The sequence below is a fragment of the Streptomyces sp. Edi4 genome (assembly GCF_040253615.1).
Taxonomy (GTDB): Bacteria; Actinomycetota; Actinomycetes; order Streptomycetales; family Streptomycetaceae; genus Streptomyces.
The window spans coordinates 6,728,793-6,745,577 of sequence record NZ_JBEJGY010000004.1 but is presented as its reverse complement, the minus strand read 5'-3'; the positions used below and the strand labels follow the sequence as shown (position 1 = coordinate 6,745,577).

Below are 16,785 nucleotides of genomic sequence, written 5' to 3'. Positions count from 1 at the left end.
TCTTTGCACAATGCGAACAACAGGGCCTCCTGGACCGCAGGGACGGACAAATTTCGCACTGCCCTCCAGGTAGACGGTCGGCTTGGTGACGCCCCGAGGCCGCCTCGCGGGTTTGAGCCCGGTGTCGCGGCTGACGAATGGCGAAGAGTCGTGTCCTACCGGCTCGAGGCGCGCCCAACCGCCCTGCCACGTCCTACTTCTCCTCCGGCTCCCAGGCGCGGAGCAGGTCGAGCAGCCCTGCGTCTCCGTCAACGTGCAAGGAGACGGCCTGGATCCGGTCGTACAGGTAGAGGACCAGCTCACCGGCCGTGCCGTGGACGGAGGCGCCGGCTGCGTCCGAGTCCTCGCCGGTCGCGGCGGTGGGCGCGGGGATGCGGGTGGTGCGTGCGCCGTCGTCGTCGACGGTGAGGCGCCAGGAGCGGCCCTCGGCGGCGTGGAAGTCGAAGGCCGTGGGCTTGTGCGGCCAGGGACTCGGCGTTGCGCAGACGGTGAACAGGAACTCCTCCACGCCGTCGAGTGCCAGCTCGACCGGCAGCGGCTGCGGGGCTCCCAGGGCGAGCTGGGCGTCGTAGGTGTGCACCGCGGTCTCCTGGACCCGGTGTCGGGCGGTGCCGCCGGCGGTCTGGGGTGACTGCGACGCGGGCCACCACGTCCAGCAACCGTTCTCCGGCCCCGCTGCGCGCAGGGCGCCCAGCAGAAGCTGCGTCGACGCGTCCAGCCAGGCCAGCAGGGCCTCACGCTCCTGCGGCACTTCCAGCGCGGCGCGCGCGGCGACGGCCTCCGCCGGGGGCGCGTCGGCGGGCCCCGCGCCGACGATGGCGGCCCAGAAGCGGTCTCCCCCGCCCAGGTGCTTCACCAGATCGAACAGCGTCCACCCAGGACAGGTCGGCACTTGTGCGTCGAGATCGGGCGCGGCGGCGACCACGGCGCGGAAGGCGGTCGACCGCTCATCGATCAGTCGCAACAGGTCGGAGAACTCAAGATCCTCTTTCACACCGGATGTCTATCACCGTGCCCTGGTGTCGTACAGCGATTTTCACGGTCGCCGCCGGCTGGCCATGTGCGGAAGTGACCTCCTCCTGCTGCGCCAGGGGTTGAACGATGCCTCCCCCGGCCTGTGGAAGGGGGCAGGCAGGCTCTCGGTCGTCATGGGAATGGCATCGGCGTCGCTGAACGGACCCGCCGCCTCCGCGCGGTGGTACCGAACGGCCGTCGCCGCGGCCGACAGAAGCGGCGGTATCAGCCTTCGGGAGTGGGCCCGAGGACAAGGCGCGCCCGCCCTCATCCACGAAGGATCACAACCCGGACCCGTCATTCGGATGGCACAGGTGGGTCTTGCCCTGTCCGAGAAACCGTCACTCGGGCGACTATGTGCTCTGCTCGCACTCGCTCACGCCTACGGAAAGCTGAACCAGTCGGTTCCCGCCCTGGACGCCCTCAGGAATGCAGACGACATGTTCCCTGCCGTGGAGACCGACGAAGATGCCTCGGTGTTCTGCATGCCGAGGTGGGGTTACAGCCTGACGAAGACACTCGTACACGCGAGGCTCGGCAACATCGCGCGGTCCCGGGCCGAGCAGGACACGGCCGACACCCTCAGGCCCAGGCAGCTGGAACGCTATGCGGCCCACACGAACGTGCACCGCGCCCTGTCCGTGGTGAAGTCGGGTGACGTCGGTCCAGGGCTCGACATGGCACGTAAGGCGCTGGCGTCCCTGCCGGAGGGCCACCGGTCACAGATACTGCGGGGCTTCGTCGCCGAAGTGAAAGCCGCGGCCCAAGGAGGCGCAGGCCACGGGTAGAGCCCAAAGGCAGCGCGCTGCCCCCGGCTCCTGCGCACGTTCGGCTAGAAGAGCACGTCCTCCCTCGCCGCGCCGCGTTCGAACGCGAGCAACCGCTGTTTGCGCTCCAGGCCGCCGCCGTAGCCGGTGAGGCTGCCGTTGGCGCCGATGACGCGGTGGCAGGGCACGATGATGCCCACCGGGTTCTTGCCGTTGGCCAGGCCCACCGCGCGGGATGCGCCCGGGCTGCCGAGGGCTTCGGCGAGTTCGCCGTAGGTGCGGGTCTCGCCGTACGGGATCCGTTGGAGCCCGCGCCAGACGCGCTGCTGGAAGGGGGTGCCCAGCAGGCTCAACTCCATCGTGAATTCGGTCAGTTCACCCGCGAAGTACGCCTGGAGCTGAGCGATAGCCCCGGGGAAGGGGCCGCCGTCACCTCGCTCGCCGAAGGTCTCCTGCGGCGGGCGGTGACGCTGGTTCTCCATGTAGAGGCGGCTCAGGACGCCGTCGGCGGCGACGAGGGTGAGCGGGCCGTAGGGGCTGTCGATGAGGGTGTGGGTGATGCGCACGGCTGACTCCGTCGATCCTCGACTTCCCTATGCGGGAAGGTAGTTGATGGCGTGGTCCTCGGTCGCCCAGAGGTACTGGACGGCGTAGGCCCGCCAGGGACGCCAGGCGGCGGCGCGGGCGGTGAGCGCGGCGGGGGTGGCCGGCAGGCCGAGGTGCTGGGCGGCCCGGCGCATGCCGAGGTCGGTGGGCAGGAACGCGTCCGGGTCGCCGAGCGCCCGCATCGCGATCGCCTCGATGGTCCAGGGTCCGAAGCCCGGCAGCGTCCTGAGCTGGGCGCGGGCCAGATCCCAGTCGCTGTCGAGGCCGAGCTTGAGGGTGCCGTCGGCGAGGGCGGCGACGAGGGTGGTCAAGGTGGTACGACGGCTGCGCGGCAGGGCCAGGGACTCCGGGTCGATCTCCGAGAGCTGGGCCGGGGTCGGAAAGAGGTGGGTGAGACCGCCCGCCGGATCGTGGACGGGGTGACCGTGCGCCGCCACCAGACGCGCCGCGTGGGTGCGGGCGGCGGCCGTCGAGACCTGCTGGCCGAGCACGGCGCGCACAGCGAACTCGGCGGCGTCCACCGTGCGTGGCACCCGCCGCCCCGGCGCCTTGGCGACCAGCGGCGCGAGCAGCGGGTCGGTGCGCAGCCGGTCGTCCACGGCGACCGGGTCGGCGTCCAGGTCGAGCATCCAGCGGCACCTGCTGATGGCGATGGTCAGATCGCGCAGGTCCGTGAGGTGCAGTACGCAGCCGATGTGCTCGGGCCCCGGGGTGAGCTCGGCGATTCCGTGCCCGTACGGGAGGGTCAAGGTGCGGCGGAACGAGCTGTTCCGCCACTCCTCCACGCCGGGTACGCCCGTCGCGGCGAGGTGGCCGAACAGGTTGTCCGGGGTCAGTGGAGCCCGGAAGGGCAACCGCAGGGTGATCGCCCCCGGCGTCTGGCGGGCGATGCCTCGCGCGGCGCGGGTCCGCAGCTCGGTCGGGGCGAGCGCGAAGACTTCCCGCACGGTGTCGTTGAACGTACGGATCGAGGAGAACCCGGCGGCGAAGGCGACCTCGGCCATGGGCAGCGGGGTCGTCTCGATGAGGAGCCGCGCGGTCTGGGCACGCTGCGCCCTTGCCAGGGCCAGGGGGCCGGCTCCCAGCTCGGCGAGCAGCTGGCGCTCGATCTGCCGGGCGCTGTAGCCGAGGCGGGACGCGAGCCCGGGCACCCCTTCGCGGTCGACGACGCCGTCCCGGATGAGACGCATGGCCCGGGCGACGGTGTCGGCGCGGGCGTTCCACTCCGGCGAGCCCGGGGTCGTGTCCGGACGGCACCGCTTGCAGGCCCGGAACCCGGCCTGCTGACAGGCGGCCGCGCTCGGGTAGAAGGTCATGTTCTCGACCTTGGGCGGCACGACGGGGCAGCTGGGGCGGCAGTAGATGCGGGTGGTGAGGACGGCCGTGAAGAACCATCCGTCGAAGCGCGCGTCCTTGGACTGAACAGCGCGCACGCAGCGCTCGGTGTCGGTGTGCATGGGTGCGGGAGCGACGGGGGGCATGGATCCAGCATCCGGCACGGGCAGCGCCCCCGCTGGCGAGAATCCGACATGCACCTCGCGGGGCCTGGGGCGGCCGGCGGCCCGCCCCCCGGTGGGGCAGGGCCACTGCTGCTGCCGCCTGCCGACTGCCGTCTGCCGTCTGCCGTCTGCCGTCTGCCACGGTCGGGCGCTCGGGTCCGGGAGTGCTTCCAACCGCCCGCGTGGGAGCGCTTCCAACCACCGGTCCGGGCCTGGGAGGGAGCGCTTCCAACCACCCGCGCGGGGAGCGCTTCCAACCACCCGTCCGGGCCTGGGAGCGCTTCCAACGGTCTGCCCGAGCCTGAGACGATGGCAAGCCGACCGACATGAAAGCGCTTCCAGCCACTTGCTCGGGCAAGGGCGGCCGCCCGGCGGGCGGTCCGAGAGCGCTCTCGACCACCGCCCCTCCCCCACCGCCCCTCCCCCGCCGCGCCCTCCCCGTCGGCCCCGCCCGCCGACGACACCGACCCACGCCGGCCGGCCAAGCCGCCTCAGCCACGCTCGGAGTCATAAAGGAAACAGTTGTCCGAGCGGTGCGGAGTGTGATCTCGTGGTCGCGATCACGTACTCGGAACGGGGGGCCACATATGGCGGACGGTACCGGGCAGTTGCTGGCCATCAGCGACCTGCACATCGGATACGCCGAGAACCGCGCCCTTGTGGAGAAGCTGGCGCCCGGTTCCGACGACGACTGGCTCCTGGTGGCCGGGGACGTCGCCGAGAAGGTCCCTGACATCCACTGGGCCCTCTCCACCCTGGCGAGCCGCTTCCGCAAGGTCGTGTGGGCGCCCGGCAACCATGAGTTGTGGACGCACCCGAAGGACGACATCACCCTGCGCGGTACCGCCCGTTATGCCCACCTGGTCCAGATGTGCCGCGATCTCGGCGTGCTCACCCCTGAGGACCCCTACCCGGTCTGGGACGGCCCCGGCGGCCCGGTCGCCGTCGCGCCGCTGTTCCTGCTGTACGACTACAGCTTCCTGCCGGCCGGCCGGACCACGAAGGCCGAGGGGCTTGAGTACGCGTACGGCACCGGGGTCGTGTGCAACGACGAGTACCTGCTGCATCCCGACCCCTATCCGAGCCGCGAGGCCTGGTGCCGCGCCCGGGTGGAGGAGACGGAACGCCGGCTCAAGGCACTCCCCGACGACCTGCCCACGGTCCTGGTCAACCACTACCCGTTGCACCGCCATCCCACGGACGTCCTGTGGTACCCGGAGTTCGCGATGTGGTGCGGCACCCGGCTGACCGACGACTGGCACCGCAGGTTCCGGGTGGCCGCCATGGTCTACGGCCACCTCCACATACCCCGGACCACCTGGCACGAAGGGGTCCGCTTCGAGGAGGTGTCGCTCGGCTATCCCCGCGAGTGGCGCTCCCGCTCGACGGCGCCCGGGCAGCCGCGCCGCATCCTGCCGCCCCCGGCGGAACACCCCCGCTGACCGGGAGCCGCAGGCGTGGGGTGGGCGTGTCAGAGGCTCTGCCTCAACCCCCGCCCGGCGCGCGCGTCATGACAACCCGTCAGCTCACCCACGCCGCGAACGCCTCGTACGCCCGCTCGTCGAAGAGTACGAACCTGACCTCCTCGACCGACGTCTCCGCTGCTTGCACCGTCTGAACCGCGATCCTGGCAGCGTCCTCCATCGGCCACGCGTAGACACCGGTGGAGATCGCCGGGAACGCGATCGTGCGCGCGCCCAGTTCGCCGGCCACTCGCAGCGACTCCCGGTAGCAGGAGGCAAGCAGCGACGCGTCGCCGCCGCCACCGCCGTACACCGGGCCGACCGTGTGGATCACATGGCGGGCGGGCAGCAGCCCCGCCGTGGTGGCGACCGCCTGGCCCGTTTTGAGGCCCTTGCCGTACTGCGAGGCCCGCAGCGCGCGGCACTCGGCCAGGATGGCGGGGCCGCCGCGCCGGTGGATCGCGCCGTCCACCCCGCCGCCGCCGAGCAGCGAGGAGTTCGCGGCGTTGACGATGGCGTCCACCACCTGCTCGGTGATGTCACCGCGTACCAGGACGATCTTCGCCCGCGCCGGTGTCATCGCCGGTCCGCCTCGCGCAGGCGGCGCCACACGGCCTTCGCGGCGTTGTGGCCGGACATGCCGTGGACGCCCGGGCCCGGCCAGGCGGCCGACGAGCACAGGAACACCGAGGGGTGCCGGGTCGCGTACGGGAACAGGGAGATCTTCGGGCGGAGCAGCAGTTGGAGGCCGCGGGCGGCGCCGCAGGCGATGTCGCCGCCCACGTAGTTGGCGTTGCGCGCGGCCAGTTGGGGCGGGCCCGCGGTCGCACGGGCCAGGATCCGGTCGCGGAAGCCGGGCGCGAACCGCTCGAGCTGGCGCTCGATGGCGTCCGTCAAGTCGCCCTCCCATCCGTTGGGGACATGGCCGTACGCCCAGAACACGTGCTTGCCCTTTGGCGCCCGTGAGGCGTCGACGAGGCTCGGCTGGGCGGTGATCAGAAACGGCGTGCGGGGGGCGGTGCCGCCGGATGCCTGGCTCAGGGCGGCGCCGATGTCGCGGCTCGACGGGCCGATCTGGACGGTGCCGGCCTGCTGGGCCTCCTTCGCGGTCCAGGGCACGGGTCCGTCAAGGGCGTAATCGATTTTGAAGACGGCGGCGCCGTACCGGTAGTCCGCGTAGGCGCTGCCCAGGCCCGCGATGCGGGCGAGCGCGGTCGGCGAGGTGTCGAAGAGGTAGGCGCGGGCCGGCGGCAGGTCGTCGAGGCGCTTGACCTCGAAGCCGGTGTGGACGACGCCCCCGAGGTCGCGCAGATACCCGGTGAGGGCATCGGAGATCGACTGGGAGCCCCCGCGCGGCAGCGGCCACCCGTTCTCGTGCGCGGCGAGTGCGAAGAGCATGCCGACGCCCGCCGTGGCGATGCCTCCCAGCGGGGCGATGACGTGGGCGACGAGCCCGGCCATCAGGGCGCGCGCCCGGTCGTCGCGGAAGCGGCGCATCAGCCACGTGTAGGGCGGCAGCCCCACCGTGCCGAACCGGGCGAGTCCGACAGGGTCGCGCGGCAGGGCGGTGAGCGGCAGCGACATGAAGTCCCGTGCCAGCACGTCCCATTTGCCGAGGAAGGGGGTCATCAGACGGCGGTACGCTCCCGCGTCGCGCGGGCCGAAGGACGCGGCCGTCTCGGCGACCGAGCGGGAGAGCACCGCGGCCGTGCCGTCGTCGAAGGGGTGGGCCATCGGCAGTTCGGGGTGCAGCCATCGCAGCCCGTAGCGCTCCAGCGGCATGGCGCGGAAGGCGGGCGAGCCGATGCCCAGGGGGTGCACGGCGGAGCACGGGTCGTGACGGAAGCCGGGGAGGGTGAGCTCCTCGGTCCTCGCGCCTCCGCCCACGGTCTCCTTGGCCTCGAAGACCTCGACGCCCAGGCCCCTCCTGGCCAGTTCGACGGCGGCGGTCAGCCCGTTGGGACCCGCCCCCACGACGACTGCATCGAGCATCGACGCCACCTCGGACTCCTCACGCCACGGCCAAGGACCCCAGGATATTCCGGCGCGCCGACAATCCCGCCGGGGGTGGCGTGCGAGGGGTGAACTCGCCATCCCACACCGCCATCGGACACCACCATCGGACGTCGCCTTCGGTCACCGCGTCTCCGCCATCGCCGCGTGGCTGACCGAGGTGCCCGGCGTGGTGGCCGTCACCCTGGGCGGCAGCCGCGCCCGGAGCACGTACCGGCCGGACTCCGACTGGGACCCCGGCGTCCACGACCGGGGTGAGCTCGACGTGCCCGCGCGGGCCCGGCCGGCCGAGCGGGTGACCGGCGCCCCGGTGGAGGTCGCCCATCACCGGGGCTGGCCGCTCAGCGAGAAGGGCGCGGCGGCCGCCCTGCCCGCCGCGCCCGCGGGCTTCGGCGGCCCTGACCCGCCTCGACCCCGACGCGATGGATCTGGCCCAGGACCCGGTGAGCGAGGTGCGGACAGCGCCGGCCTGACCGGGCCCGGGACGCCGCGGGTCACCCGCGCCCGATGCCTCACTCCCCCGCGAGCAGCCCCCGGATCCGCTCCGCCGTCGCCGCGTCGCGTGCCGCGGTGAACGGAAGCTCGTTGCCCCCGGCGATCCGGAACGGCACCCCGGCGACAGTGGTCTGCGCGCCGCCCGCCTCGGTGACCAGGAGCAGCCCCGCCGCGTGGTCCCAGGCGTACTCCCAGGAGAACGCCAGCGCGTCGAGCTCTCCTCGCGCGATCGCCAGGTATTCCAGGCCGGCCGAGCCGCACGGCACCGCCTCCACGCCCTCGGTGCGCAGGGCCAGGAGGGCCTGCTTCTGCTCGGGCGTGGTGTAGTCCGGGTGGGAGGTGGCGACCCGCAGGACCGCGCCCGGCTGGGGTGAACCGGCGTGCAGCGGCTCGCCGTTGAGGGTGGCGCCCCGGCCGCGGACGGCGACGGCCATCTCGTCGAGCGCCGGCGCGTACGTCCACGACGCCAGCAGTTCGCCCCGGTGGGCGAGGGCGACCAAAGTACAGAAGCCGGCTTCGCCCCGGACGAACTGGCGGGTGCCGTCCACGGGGTCGACGATCCACACCGGCGCGTCGCCGCGCAGCGCCTCGTACACCGCCGGATCGGCGTGCACGGCCTCCTCGCCGACGACCACCGAGCTCGGAAGTATCGCGGTCAGGGCGGCTGTCAGATGTTCCTCGGCGAGCCGGTCGGCGACCGTCACGAGATCGTGCGGGCCGTTCTTCTCGACGATCTCGTGCAGGGCCAGGCGGCGGAAGCGCGGCATGATCTCAGCGGCCGCCGCCTTGCGGACCGCCTCTTCCACCGCTGCCGGGACACCCTCGAGAATTCCTTCGTCGATCATGCGTCCAGCAAAGCACGCGCCACTGACAACGGGCGAGCCACGGGAGCTCCCTCGGTGAACAGTGCGTGGCCACAGGGCGACGTCCGGCCGGAGCGCCGCCGGGGTTTTCCGCGGCCGCCCGGAGCCCGGCCGGCCGGCCCCGGCTTTCCCGGAGCGGGCGGCCCCGCGCCGCGAAACAGCGCGGAGCGCATTACCGTTGAGCCCGCTCAGAACAGAGGGAGGCACAAACGGTGCACGGCGAATACAAGGTCCCCGGCGGCAAGCTCGTCGTGGTCGATCTGGAGACGCGCGACGGCGTCCTGCGGGACGTACGGGTCGCGGGTGACTTCTTCCTCGAACCCGACGAGGCGATCGACGCGATCAACGGCGCTCTGGAGGGCGCCCCCGCCGACACCACCGCCGCCGGCCTCTCGGCCCGTATCGACGCGGCCCTGCCGCCCGGCACCACCATGTACGGTCTGTCGTCGGACGGGGTCGCGGTCGCGGTGCGCCGGGCCCTGGCCCATGCCACCGACTGGAACGACTACGACTGGCAGCTCATCCACGACGGTCCGCAGGAGCCCGCCCTGCACATGGCGCTCGACGAGGTCATCACCGCCGAGGTCGCGGCCGGCCGGCGTCCGCCGACGCTGCGGGTGTGGGAGTGGGGCGCGCCCGCGGTGGTCATCGGCAGCTTCCAGTCGCTGCGCAACGAGGTCGATCCGCGGGGCGCCGAGCGCCACGGCATCACGGTCGTGCGGCGGATCAGCGGCGGCGGCGCCATGTTCATCGAGCCCGGCAACACCATCACGTACTCGCTCTCCGTGCCGAACGCCCTCGTGCAGGGTCTCTCCTTCGCGGACAGCTACGCCTACCTCGACGACTGGGTGCTCGGCGCGCTCGGCGACATGGGCGTCAAGGCCTGGTACCAGCCGCTCAACGACATCGCGACCGAGGCGGGCAAGATCGCGGGCGCGGCGCAGAAGCGGATGGTCGCGGACGACGGCGCGGTGCTGCACCACGTGACGATGGCGTACGACATCGACGCGGACAAGATGATGGACGTGCTGCGCATCGGCAAGGAGAAGCTGTCCGACAAGGGCACCACGAGCGCGAAGAAGCGCGTCGATCCGCTGCGGCGCCAGACGGGTCTGGCGCGCGAGACGGTGATCGAGCGGATGATCGCGTCCTTCCGCTCCCGCTACGGCCTGGCCGAGGGCCGTGTCACGGACGTGGAGATGTCCCGGGCGCGCGAGCTCGCGGCCACGAAGTTCTCCGCCGAGGAGTGGACCGCGCGCGTGCCCTAGGAGCGCGGCCCGGGGGCGTCCGGGTCCTGGGCCGCGCGGTGTGCGGGCCGGTTTCCGGCCGACAGGGCGGCGTACAGCACGAGCGCCGAGCCGAGTCCCACCGCCCAGCCGTAGTCCGCGAGCGGTTTCAGGAGGGGGATGAGACCGCGCGTGGGGAAGGGGCCGGCTTTGGCTCCGTGCTCGTCGAGCGTGGAGTACGAGCCGCCGACCGCGAGGACGCCGCCCATCGCGAACGCGGCCACCGCCCGCCAGTTCCAGCCGCCCCGGTACCAGTAGCGGCCGCCGACCCGGTAGAGATCGGCGACGTCCAGGACGGTGCGGCGCACCACCCAGTAGTCGGCGATGAGGATCCCCGCGACCGTGCCGAGGAGCCCGCCCACCACGCCGAGCCAGGTGAAGATGTACAGCTGGGGCGTCGAGGTCAGCTTCCACGGCAGGACCAGGACGCCGACGACACCCGTGATGAGCGCTCCCCGGCGGAAGGTGATGATCCTGGGCGCGAGGTTCGCCAGGTCGTACGCCGGGGAGACCACGTTGGCCGCGATGTTGACGGAGATCGTCGCGACGAGGACGGTGACCAGCGCGAAGAGCAGCCCGAAGACGTTGTCGGTCTTGGCGACCAGGTCGACCGGGTTCCAGATCGGCGCCCCGTACACCGCCTGGGAGCCGGAGGTGACCAGGACCGACAGGAGCGCGAAGGCGGTCATCGTGGTGGGCAGCCCGAGCGTCTGGCCCCAGACCTGGGCGCGCTGGCCTCGGCCGAAGCGGGTGAAGTCGGGGATGTTCAGGGACAGCGTGGCCCAGAAGCCGATCATGCCCATGAGGGACGGGAAGAAGACCCGCCAGAAGTGCGGGCCCCAGCCGTACCGTGCGGGCTGGTCCAGGAGCGGGCCGAAGCCGCCCGCCTTGTGGGCGATCCACGCGAGCAGGACGAGCGCGCCGATCAGGACGAAGGGCGCCGCCCAGTTCTCGAAGCGGCGCAGGGTCTCCATCCCCCGGTGGATGATGGCGAGTTCGAGGGCCCAGAAGGCGGCGAAGCACAGCCACAGCGTCCAGGGCTGGCCGCCGATCTCCGCCGCGTGGGTCCAGCCGCCGAAGACCTTGCCGAGCAGGACGAAGACGCCCTGGCCGCCGATCCAGGTCTGGATGCCGAACCAGCAGCACGCCACGGCGGCACGGATCATGGCCGGAAGGTTGGCGCCGCGCAGCCCGAAGGAGGCGCGGGCCAGAACGGGGAAGGGGATGCCGTACTTCGGGCCCGCGTGTCCGGTCAGGAGCATCGGGACGAGCACGGTCACGTTGGCGACGGCGATGGTGAAGACCGCCTGTTTCCAGTCCATGCCGAGCGCGACGAGGCCCGAGGCGAGCGTCCAGGAGGGGATGTTGTGGGCCATGCCGACCCACAGCGCGGCGAAGTTGTAGGTCGACCAGACGCGCGCCTCGCGGGGCACAGGACGCAGGTCCGCGTTGCTGAACCGGCCCTGGCGCGCGGGGAGTTCGGGTATGGCGGAGGTGTCGGGCATGAGCAGGCCATCCGTTCGGGGACGCGGCGGGGGGAGGCGAACGGGCCTTGCGGGGCGGGTGGTTGAGGGGCCGGGCAGCGGGTTGAACGGCCCGGCAGGGGAGTTGGCGGGCCGTCAGCTCAGGGCCGGGATGACCTGCGCGCCGTACGCGTCGATGACCGCCTCGCGCGCGTCGTGCATGGCGTACAGCGCGAACTGGTCCACGCCGAGTTCGCGCAGCGCCCTCAGTTTGTCGATGTGGGCCTGGACCGGGCCCAGCAGACAGAAGCGGTCCACGATCTCGTCGGGCACGAAGGCGGTGTCGGGGTTCCCGGTCCTGCCGTGGTGGCTGTAGTCGTATCCCTGACGCCGCTTGATGTACTCGGTGAGCGCTTCGGGGACCAGACCGGAGTGCTCGCCGTAGCGGGCCACCAGGTCCGCCACGTGGTTGCCGACCATGCCGCCGAACCAGCGGCACTGCTCGCGGGCGTGGGCCAGGTCGTCGCCGACGTAGGCCGGCGCGGCGACACAGATCGTGATGGACTCCGGGTCGCGCCCCGCGTCGGCGGCCGCCTCGCGGACCGCCTTGACCATCCACTCCGTCAGATAGGGATCGGCGAGCTGAAGGATGAACCCGTCGGCCTTCTCGCCCGCGAGCGCGAGGGCCTTCGGACCGTACGCGGCCATCCAGACGGGCAGTTTGCCGTCCTTGACCCACGGCAGCCTCAGGCGCTGTCCGTCGACCTCGGCCTCCCGGCCCTCGGCGAGGTCGCGGATGACGCCGATCGCCTCCCCGAGCCTGGCCAGGGTGTTGGGTTTGCGTCCCGCCACTCGCATCGCCGAGTCGCCGCGCCCGATGCCGCACACCGTGCGGTTGCCGTACATCTCGTTGAGGGTGGCGAAAGTGGAGGCGGTGACCTCCCAGGTGCGGGTGCCGGGGTTGGTCACCATGGGGCCGACGGTCAGCTTGGTGGTGTGTTCCAGGATGCGGCTGTAGATGACGAACGGTTCCTGCCAGAGCACCGAGGAGTCGAAGGTCCAGCCGTAGCGGAAGCCGTTGCGTTCCGCGCGCCGCATGAGGCCGACGACGGCCGACGCGGGCGGGTCGGTCTGGAGGACGAGTCCGAAATCCATCAGTGCTCCTAGCGGTCCACGTGGCGGTGGTGCGTCCGTGCGGGTGCGTCCGTGCGGTGCTTCCGGGCCGGGGGGTAGGGGCTGGTGTCCTTCCACGTCAGACCATGCCGGGCCGGGTCGAGCGAGCCTCATGAGCGGTCCGAGGAGGGAAATCCTGGACCTTCCCCCAAGGCTTGGCAAGAGGGCTTCGGCGCGTGTCCCGGCCTCTTGGCACAGTGTCCACGAACGGGTGCTCCCGCCCGGTCGCGGCGCGCGGTGAAAGGCCGAGGGGGCGGCGCCGAAGCGCCGCCCCCTCCTCATGCCGCTGTGTTCCTTCAGCGCCTCTGCTCGAAGGGCGAGGGCACGGGGAAGTAGGCCGCGAGGAAGGCCCGCAAGGTGCGGTCCTGTTCCTCGACGGAGACCTCCGCGTTGGCCGACTCGCCGATGCAGAAGACGCTGCGGTTGCGGGTGGCCAGCAGACGGCTCAGGACCGTGTGGTGCTGGGGGTTGCCCACATTGACGTAGGTGCAGGAGATCGTCGAGGGCGTGGAGCGGCCCGTCAGGTACCCGTAGTGGTGGTGCAGGGAGGAGGTGATGGACAGGTCGGAGGAGGCCCGGAAGCGGCTGGCCGCCGTGGCCGCGACCTGCTCGGGGAACTTCTCGCTGATCTCCTGAAGGACGCTGCGCCGCAGCGGGTGGGGAGCGTGCAGGAAGCTGTGGGTCGCGGTGCGGCCGAACATCTCCTCAAGCAGCGCCCGGTTGTTCTTCGCGGCGGCGAAGTAACCCTCGTCGTCGTCGGAGAGCTCGCTCGGCGGCACGGCGGTGGGCGAACGGAAGTGGAGGGCGTTGCCGCTGCTGTCGAAGAAGGACTGCGGGGTCAGCGGCCGCCCGATGAACACGTCGTCATTGAGGTAGAGGAAGTGCTCGGACAGGCCCTCGATGCGGTGCAACTGGCTTTCGATGGCATGGGAGTTGAAGGTGGGAAGCCAGCTGGCGTCGCCGAAGATGTCGCGGTGGCTGACCAGGTTGACGCGCGGGTCGCTGGTGTCGAGCCAGGAGGGGGCCTGGTCGTCGGTGACCAGGTGGATGGTGCGCACCCAGGGCGCGTACATGGCCAACGACCGCAGGGAGTACCGCAGTTCGTCGCGGTTGCGGAAGCGTACGTCGCCGTGGTCGGCGTCGGCGGCCGTGGTGATGCCGGCCGCGCGGCGCGCGGCGTCGCGGCGCTCCTGCCACGCGGGGTCGGTGTCGTCGACCCAGGTGTAGACGACGTCGATGGGGAAGTCGATGTCGTTCATGAGGCGGCCGGTGTACGCCTTGTCCGTGGGGTGCTCGCGCTCGCCCACCCGCAGCGTCGCGCCCCCCTTCAGGTCGGGAAGGCGGGGCCCGACCAGGGTGGAGCCGCGCGGCGCCTTGCGCCAGCCGGGGAACTCCTCGTCCGGTCCGCTCTCGTCCCAGAACTCCACGGTGCAGCCGAAGGCCGGCCCGTAGCGCAGGGTGCGGCTGGTGGTGACGACCGGCTTGAAGACGCGCACCCCCGCCACGTCGTCTGCGCCGCGCAGCCGTTCGGCGAGCCAGGCGCCGGGCACCGCGCCGTTGGGCGAGATGAGTTCGCCGTAGACGGGCTTGCCGTGCAGTTCGGTGGCGAGCGCCGCCAGGGCTTCGGGCCTGCGCTCGACCTCGACCGCGACCCGGTAGGAGGTGCCGGCGTCGCGCAGGAGCACGTAGGGCACGTTGTGGGCGTCGAGGGCGGAGGTGGCGAGTTCGAGGTTCCACTCGGCCATGCGGGGAGCCAGGATGTCGTCACGGACCTCGGCCAGGCGGCCCGCGGTGCGCACGATGGTGCCGGTGCGGTCCTGGGCCTGGAGCAGTACCTCGCGGGCCTTCTGCTCGTCGACGGAGTCGGCGAGGCCGCTGACGGGCGCGCTGACGTTGAAGCTGCGGGTGCCACCGGCCGCGACGCGCCGGGCGATCCGGTCGGCGCGCTCGGCGAGCCGCTTGGGGTCGTCGCGCCGGGCCAGCAGGCGGGTGAAGAGCTCTTCCCAGCGGCCGGTGATCTCGGCGGCGCCGAAGCGTTCGCGCACGCCCGTGCGGGCGGCGGCGCCGAACGCGCGGCGCGTGTCGTCGTCCTCCATCAGCTTGGCCATGGAGGTGGCCAGCGCGTCCTTGTCGGCTGCGGGCACGAGCAGCCCGTCCACACCGTGGCGGATGATCTCGGCGGGGCCGGTGACGATGTCGTACGCGACCACGGGCACGCCCGCCGCGAAGACCTCGAGCAGCACCAGCGGGAAGGCCTCGTTGCGCGAGGGCAGCACGGCGAGGGCAGCCTTGGCCCACTCCTGCTCCATCTGGGCGGAGCGGCCCATGAGCTGGACGCGGTCGTGCAGCGAGAAGCCGTCGACCAGACGGCGCAGATTCACTTCCTGGGGGCCGTCGCCGAAGATCCGCATGGTCCAGCCGGGGTGCTCGTCCGCGATCGCGGCGAAGGCCTCGACGGCATGGTCGATCTGCTTCTCCGGTGTCATGCGGGCGGCCAGCACGATGGTCTTGCTGTCGAGGTCCGAGCGCGGACGGAAGCCGTCCGGCACCGCGTTGGGTATCGCGACCAGCTCGGGGGCGGCCGCGCCGAGGCTGTCGGCGAACCAGTCGTTGGTGCGGTCGGTCAGGGAGACCAGCGCGTCGATGCGGGGCGCGTAGACCAGCAGGGGCTCGCCGGAGACACCACGCAGCTGGGAGGCGCGGTGCTCCTGGTGGACCGTGACGACGCGGCTGGGGGCCAGGGTGGCGGCGGCGGCCATCAGGGCGGGGGTGGTCGTGATGAGCACGTCGGTGTCGAGCGAGCCGAGCGCGGTGGTCATCTCGATGTCGGAGAGCCGGTCGAAGGTCGACTCCCAGGACGGCTTGATCAGCTCGCTCGGCAGGGACGCCAGGGTGCGGCAGTCCTGCTCGGCCAGGCCGGTGGCGCGCACGGGGCGCTCGTAGGACCCGGTGCGGTCCACGAGGTAGCGGCGCGGGACGTCGCGGCCCGCCTCGAAGAACGGCTCGGGGCGGGTCTTGAAGACGCTGATCACTTCCACCTGATGACGCGACATCAGATGGTGGGCCTGGGTGTAGACGGCCATCTCGGTGCCGCCCATCTCGTCGCCCCAGGTGAGCAGGAAAGTGATCTTCATCGGTTGGTGTCCTCGGGAGTGACGAAGGGGGCGCAGCTGACGGCGAGGGTGCCGGCTGCCGAGAGGTGGGCGTGCACGCGCAGCACCGTGCCGTCCGCCAGGGCGACGCTGCGGAAGGGCGTGCGGAAGACCCGCTTGGGGTGGCGTACGTCGGTGAGCCTGCGCGCGATCTTGAGATGGGTCGTCCCCGACCGCAGCCGGATGTCCCACATGCGCTGTCCCCGGCCCTCACGGCTCATCTCGGCGAGCGGCAGGTCGAAGGTGAACTCGGGACCCTGCCACTGGGTGGGGATGGCCAGCGGCGTGCCGCCGACGCCGCGCCGCACGGCCTCGGCACCGGCCTGGGGCCCGGGAGCACGGACCGCGATGAGCCTGCCGCGCACGGTGATCCGGTCCCACTTGAGGTCGAGGGAGACCAGTTCGGCCTGGCGGCGCGGCGCCGAGACCTTGATCATGGCGTGGCCGTCGAGCGTGCGGACCACCCGGTAGTGCACCCCGGTCGCGGGGTCGGGCGGGGTGCGCAGGGTGGGCCCGTCCGACACCGCGTCGCCCAGCGCGGCGATCGGGGTGCGGCGGGTGCGGCCCTGGTGGTCGACGGCCACCAGGCTCATGCGCCACAGACCGTCGGCGAGGCGGGGGCCGTGCGCGGAGGGCGGGTTGTACCGGGCGTGACGCAGGGGGGTGGTCACGGTCAGGAGCGTGGTGCCGTCGGGCTGCGCCTCCTGCTCAAGGGGCAGCTGCTCGACGCGGCCGTGGGACTCCAGGTGGAGCTGCATCTCGGCGACGCCGGCCGGCGGCACGGGGCAGGGCACGGCGAGGTTGAGCGTGCGGCCGCCGAGGAGCGACAGATGCACGGGCCGCAGCGGCGGGCGGGAGCGGGCACGGGCGCCGAGCGCGGGCACCGTGTCGATCTGCTCGGCCCGTCGCCGGGCGCGCACCGCTGTGCCCCGGGCCCACTTGGCGGCGCGCACCGCGTGGGACAGAAGGGGTTCACCCATGACGCTCCGTT

13 protein-coding genes are annotated in these 16,785 nt (G+C 72.1%); 3 read left to right on the top strand and 10 right to left on the bottom strand.

Going from position 1 to position 16,785, the window contains the following annotated elements:
- Positions 1 to 193 precede the first annotated feature (193 nt).
- Positions 194 to 994 carry a maleylpyruvate isomerase family mycothiol-dependent enzyme gene (locus tag ABR738_RS32385; RefSeq protein WP_350233484.1) on the bottom strand — a complete coding sequence of 267 codons (801 nt, stop codon included), beginning with the start codon at positions 992 to 994 and terminating at the stop codon, positions 194 to 196.
- A 472-nt stretch (positions 995 to 1,466) separates the two neighbouring features.
- Here ABR738_RS32385 and ABR738_RS32380 point away from each other — a divergent pair, with 472 nt between their 5' ends.
- On the top strand, positions 1,467 to 1,802 hold the full coding sequence (locus ABR738_RS32380) for a hypothetical protein (protein WP_350233483.1): 336 nt from the start codon (positions 1,467 to 1,469) through the stop codon (positions 1,800 to 1,802).
- A gap of 44 nt (positions 1,803 to 1,846) precedes the next feature.
- On the opposite strand, the gene ABR738_RS32375 is transcribed toward ABR738_RS32380, so the two are convergent.
- Positions 1,847 to 2,347: a methylated-DNA--[protein]-cysteine S-methyltransferase gene (locus tag ABR738_RS32375; RefSeq protein WP_350233482.1), complete on the bottom strand. Its 501-nt coding sequence runs from the start codon at positions 2,345 to 2,347 to the stop codon at positions 1,847 to 1,849.
- A gap of 27 nt (positions 2,348 to 2,374) precedes the next feature.
- On the bottom strand, positions 2,375 to 3,844 hold the full coding sequence (locus ABR738_RS32370) for an AlkA N-terminal domain-containing protein (RefSeq protein WP_350234836.1): 1,470 nt from the start codon (positions 3,842 to 3,844) through the stop codon (positions 2,375 to 2,377).
- Between the two features lie 629 nt (positions 3,845 to 4,473).
- Between ABR738_RS32370 and ABR738_RS32365 the strand changes: the two genes are divergently transcribed.
- A complete protein-coding gene (locus ABR738_RS32365; RefSeq protein WP_350233481.1) occupies positions 4,474 to 5,328 on the top strand; it encodes a metallophosphoesterase family protein in 855 nt (284 codons plus the stop codon).
- A gap of 79 nt (positions 5,329 to 5,407) precedes the next feature.
- Here ABR738_RS32365 and ABR738_RS32360 read toward each other — a convergent pair whose 3' ends face one another.
- The 3 genes from ABR738_RS32360 to ABR738_RS32345 all read right to left on the bottom strand — a co-directional run bounded on the left by ABR738_RS32360 (position 5,408) and on the right by ABR738_RS32345 (position 8,702).
- The gene (locus ABR738_RS32360; RefSeq protein WP_350233480.1) at positions 5,408 to 5,929 is read right to left on the bottom strand and encodes an O-acetyl-ADP-ribose deacetylase; all 522 of its coding nucleotides are present in this window, start codon (positions 5,927 to 5,929) and stop codon (positions 5,408 to 5,410) included.
- The gene (locus ABR738_RS32355) at positions 5,926 to 7,341 is read right to left on the bottom strand and encodes a phytoene desaturase family protein (protein ID WP_502964176.1); all 1,416 of its coding nucleotides are present in this window, start codon (positions 7,339 to 7,341) and stop codon (positions 5,926 to 5,928) included. Before ABR738_RS32355 ends, ABR738_RS32360 begins: the two co-directional genes overlap by 4 nt.
- Before the next feature lie 533 nt (positions 7,342 to 7,874).
- Positions 7,875 to 8,702, bottom strand: coding sequence for an inositol monophosphatase family protein (locus ABR738_RS32345; protein WP_350233478.1), 828 nt, complete (start codon positions 8,700 to 8,702; stop codon positions 7,875 to 7,877).
- 230 nt (positions 8,703 to 8,932) lie between these two features.
- On the opposite strand from ABR738_RS32345, the gene lplAB reads away from it, so the two are divergent.
- On the top strand, positions 8,933 to 9,988 hold the full coding sequence (lplAB, locus tag ABR738_RS32340) for a lipoate-protein ligase LplAB (protein WP_350233477.1): 1,056 nt from the start codon (positions 8,933 to 8,935) through the stop codon (positions 9,986 to 9,988).
- On the opposite strand, the gene ABR738_RS32335 is transcribed toward lplAB, so the two are convergent.
- From ABR738_RS32335 to ABR738_RS32320, 4 genes are all read right to left on the bottom strand, one after another.
- Positions 9,985 to 11,511, bottom strand: coding sequence for an NCS1 family nucleobase:cation symporter-1 (locus ABR738_RS32335; protein WP_350233476.1), 1,527 nt, complete (start codon positions 11,509 to 11,511; stop codon positions 9,985 to 9,987). The two genes, lplAB and ABR738_RS32335, sit on opposite strands and share 4 nt — an antisense overlap.
- A 114-nt stretch (positions 11,512 to 11,625) precedes the next feature.
- A complete protein-coding gene (locus ABR738_RS32330) occupies positions 11,626 to 12,624 on the bottom strand; it encodes a TIGR03842 family LLM class F420-dependent oxidoreductase (RefSeq protein WP_350233475.1) in 999 nt (332 codons plus the stop codon).
- Positions 12,625 to 12,938: 314 nt separating this feature from the next.
- The gene (locus ABR738_RS32325) at positions 12,939 to 15,776 is read right to left on the bottom strand and encodes a stealth family protein (RefSeq protein ID WP_350233474.1); all 2,838 of its coding nucleotides are present in this window, start codon (positions 15,774 to 15,776) and stop codon (positions 12,939 to 12,941) included.
- Positions 15,773 to 16,774: a hypothetical protein gene (locus tag ABR738_RS32320; protein WP_350233473.1), complete on the bottom strand. Its 1,002-nt coding sequence runs from the start codon at positions 16,772 to 16,774 to the stop codon at positions 15,773 to 15,775. Before ABR738_RS32320 ends, ABR738_RS32325 begins: the two co-directional genes overlap by 4 nt.
- Positions 16,775 to 16,785: the final 11 nt, after the last annotated feature.

What these genes read in the sequence shown, in the direction of transcription:
- ABR738_RS32370 (WP_350234836.1), bottom strand. Translation starts at nt 3,844, where the DNA reads ATGCACACCGACACCGAGCGCTGCGTGCGCGCTGTTCAGTCCAAGGAC.
- ABR738_RS32365 (WP_350233481.1), top strand. Translation starts at nt 4,474, where the DNA reads ATGGCGGACGGTACCGGGCAGTTGCTGGCCATCAGCGACCTGCACATC.
- ABR738_RS32360 (WP_350233480.1), bottom strand. Translation starts at nt 5,929, where the DNA reads ATGACACCGGCGCGGGCGAAGATCGTCCTGGTACGCGGTGACATCACC.
- ABR738_RS32355 (WP_502964176.1), bottom strand. Translation starts at nt 7,341, where the DNA reads ATGCTCGATGCAGTCGTCGTGGGGGCGGGTCCCAACGGGCTGACCGCC.
- ABR738_RS32345 (WP_350233478.1), bottom strand. Translation starts at nt 8,702, where the DNA reads ATGATCGACGAAGGAATTCTCGAGGGTGTCCCGGCAGCGGTGGAAGAG.
- ABR738_RS32335 (WP_350233476.1), bottom strand. Translation starts at nt 11,511, where the DNA reads ATGCCCGACACCTCCGCCATACCCGAACTCCCCGCGCGCCAGGGCCGG.
- ABR738_RS32330 (WP_350233475.1), bottom strand. Translation starts at nt 12,624, where the DNA reads ATGGATTTCGGACTCGTCCTCCAGACCGACCCGCCCGCGTCGGCCGTC.
- ABR738_RS32325 (WP_350233474.1), bottom strand. Translation starts at nt 15,776, where the DNA reads ATGAAGATCACTTTCCTGCTCACCTGGGGCGACGAGATGGGCGGCACC.
- ABR738_RS32320 (WP_350233473.1), bottom strand. Translation starts at nt 16,774, where the DNA reads ATGGGTGAACCCCTTCTGTCCCACGCGGTGCGCGCCGCCAAGTGGGCC.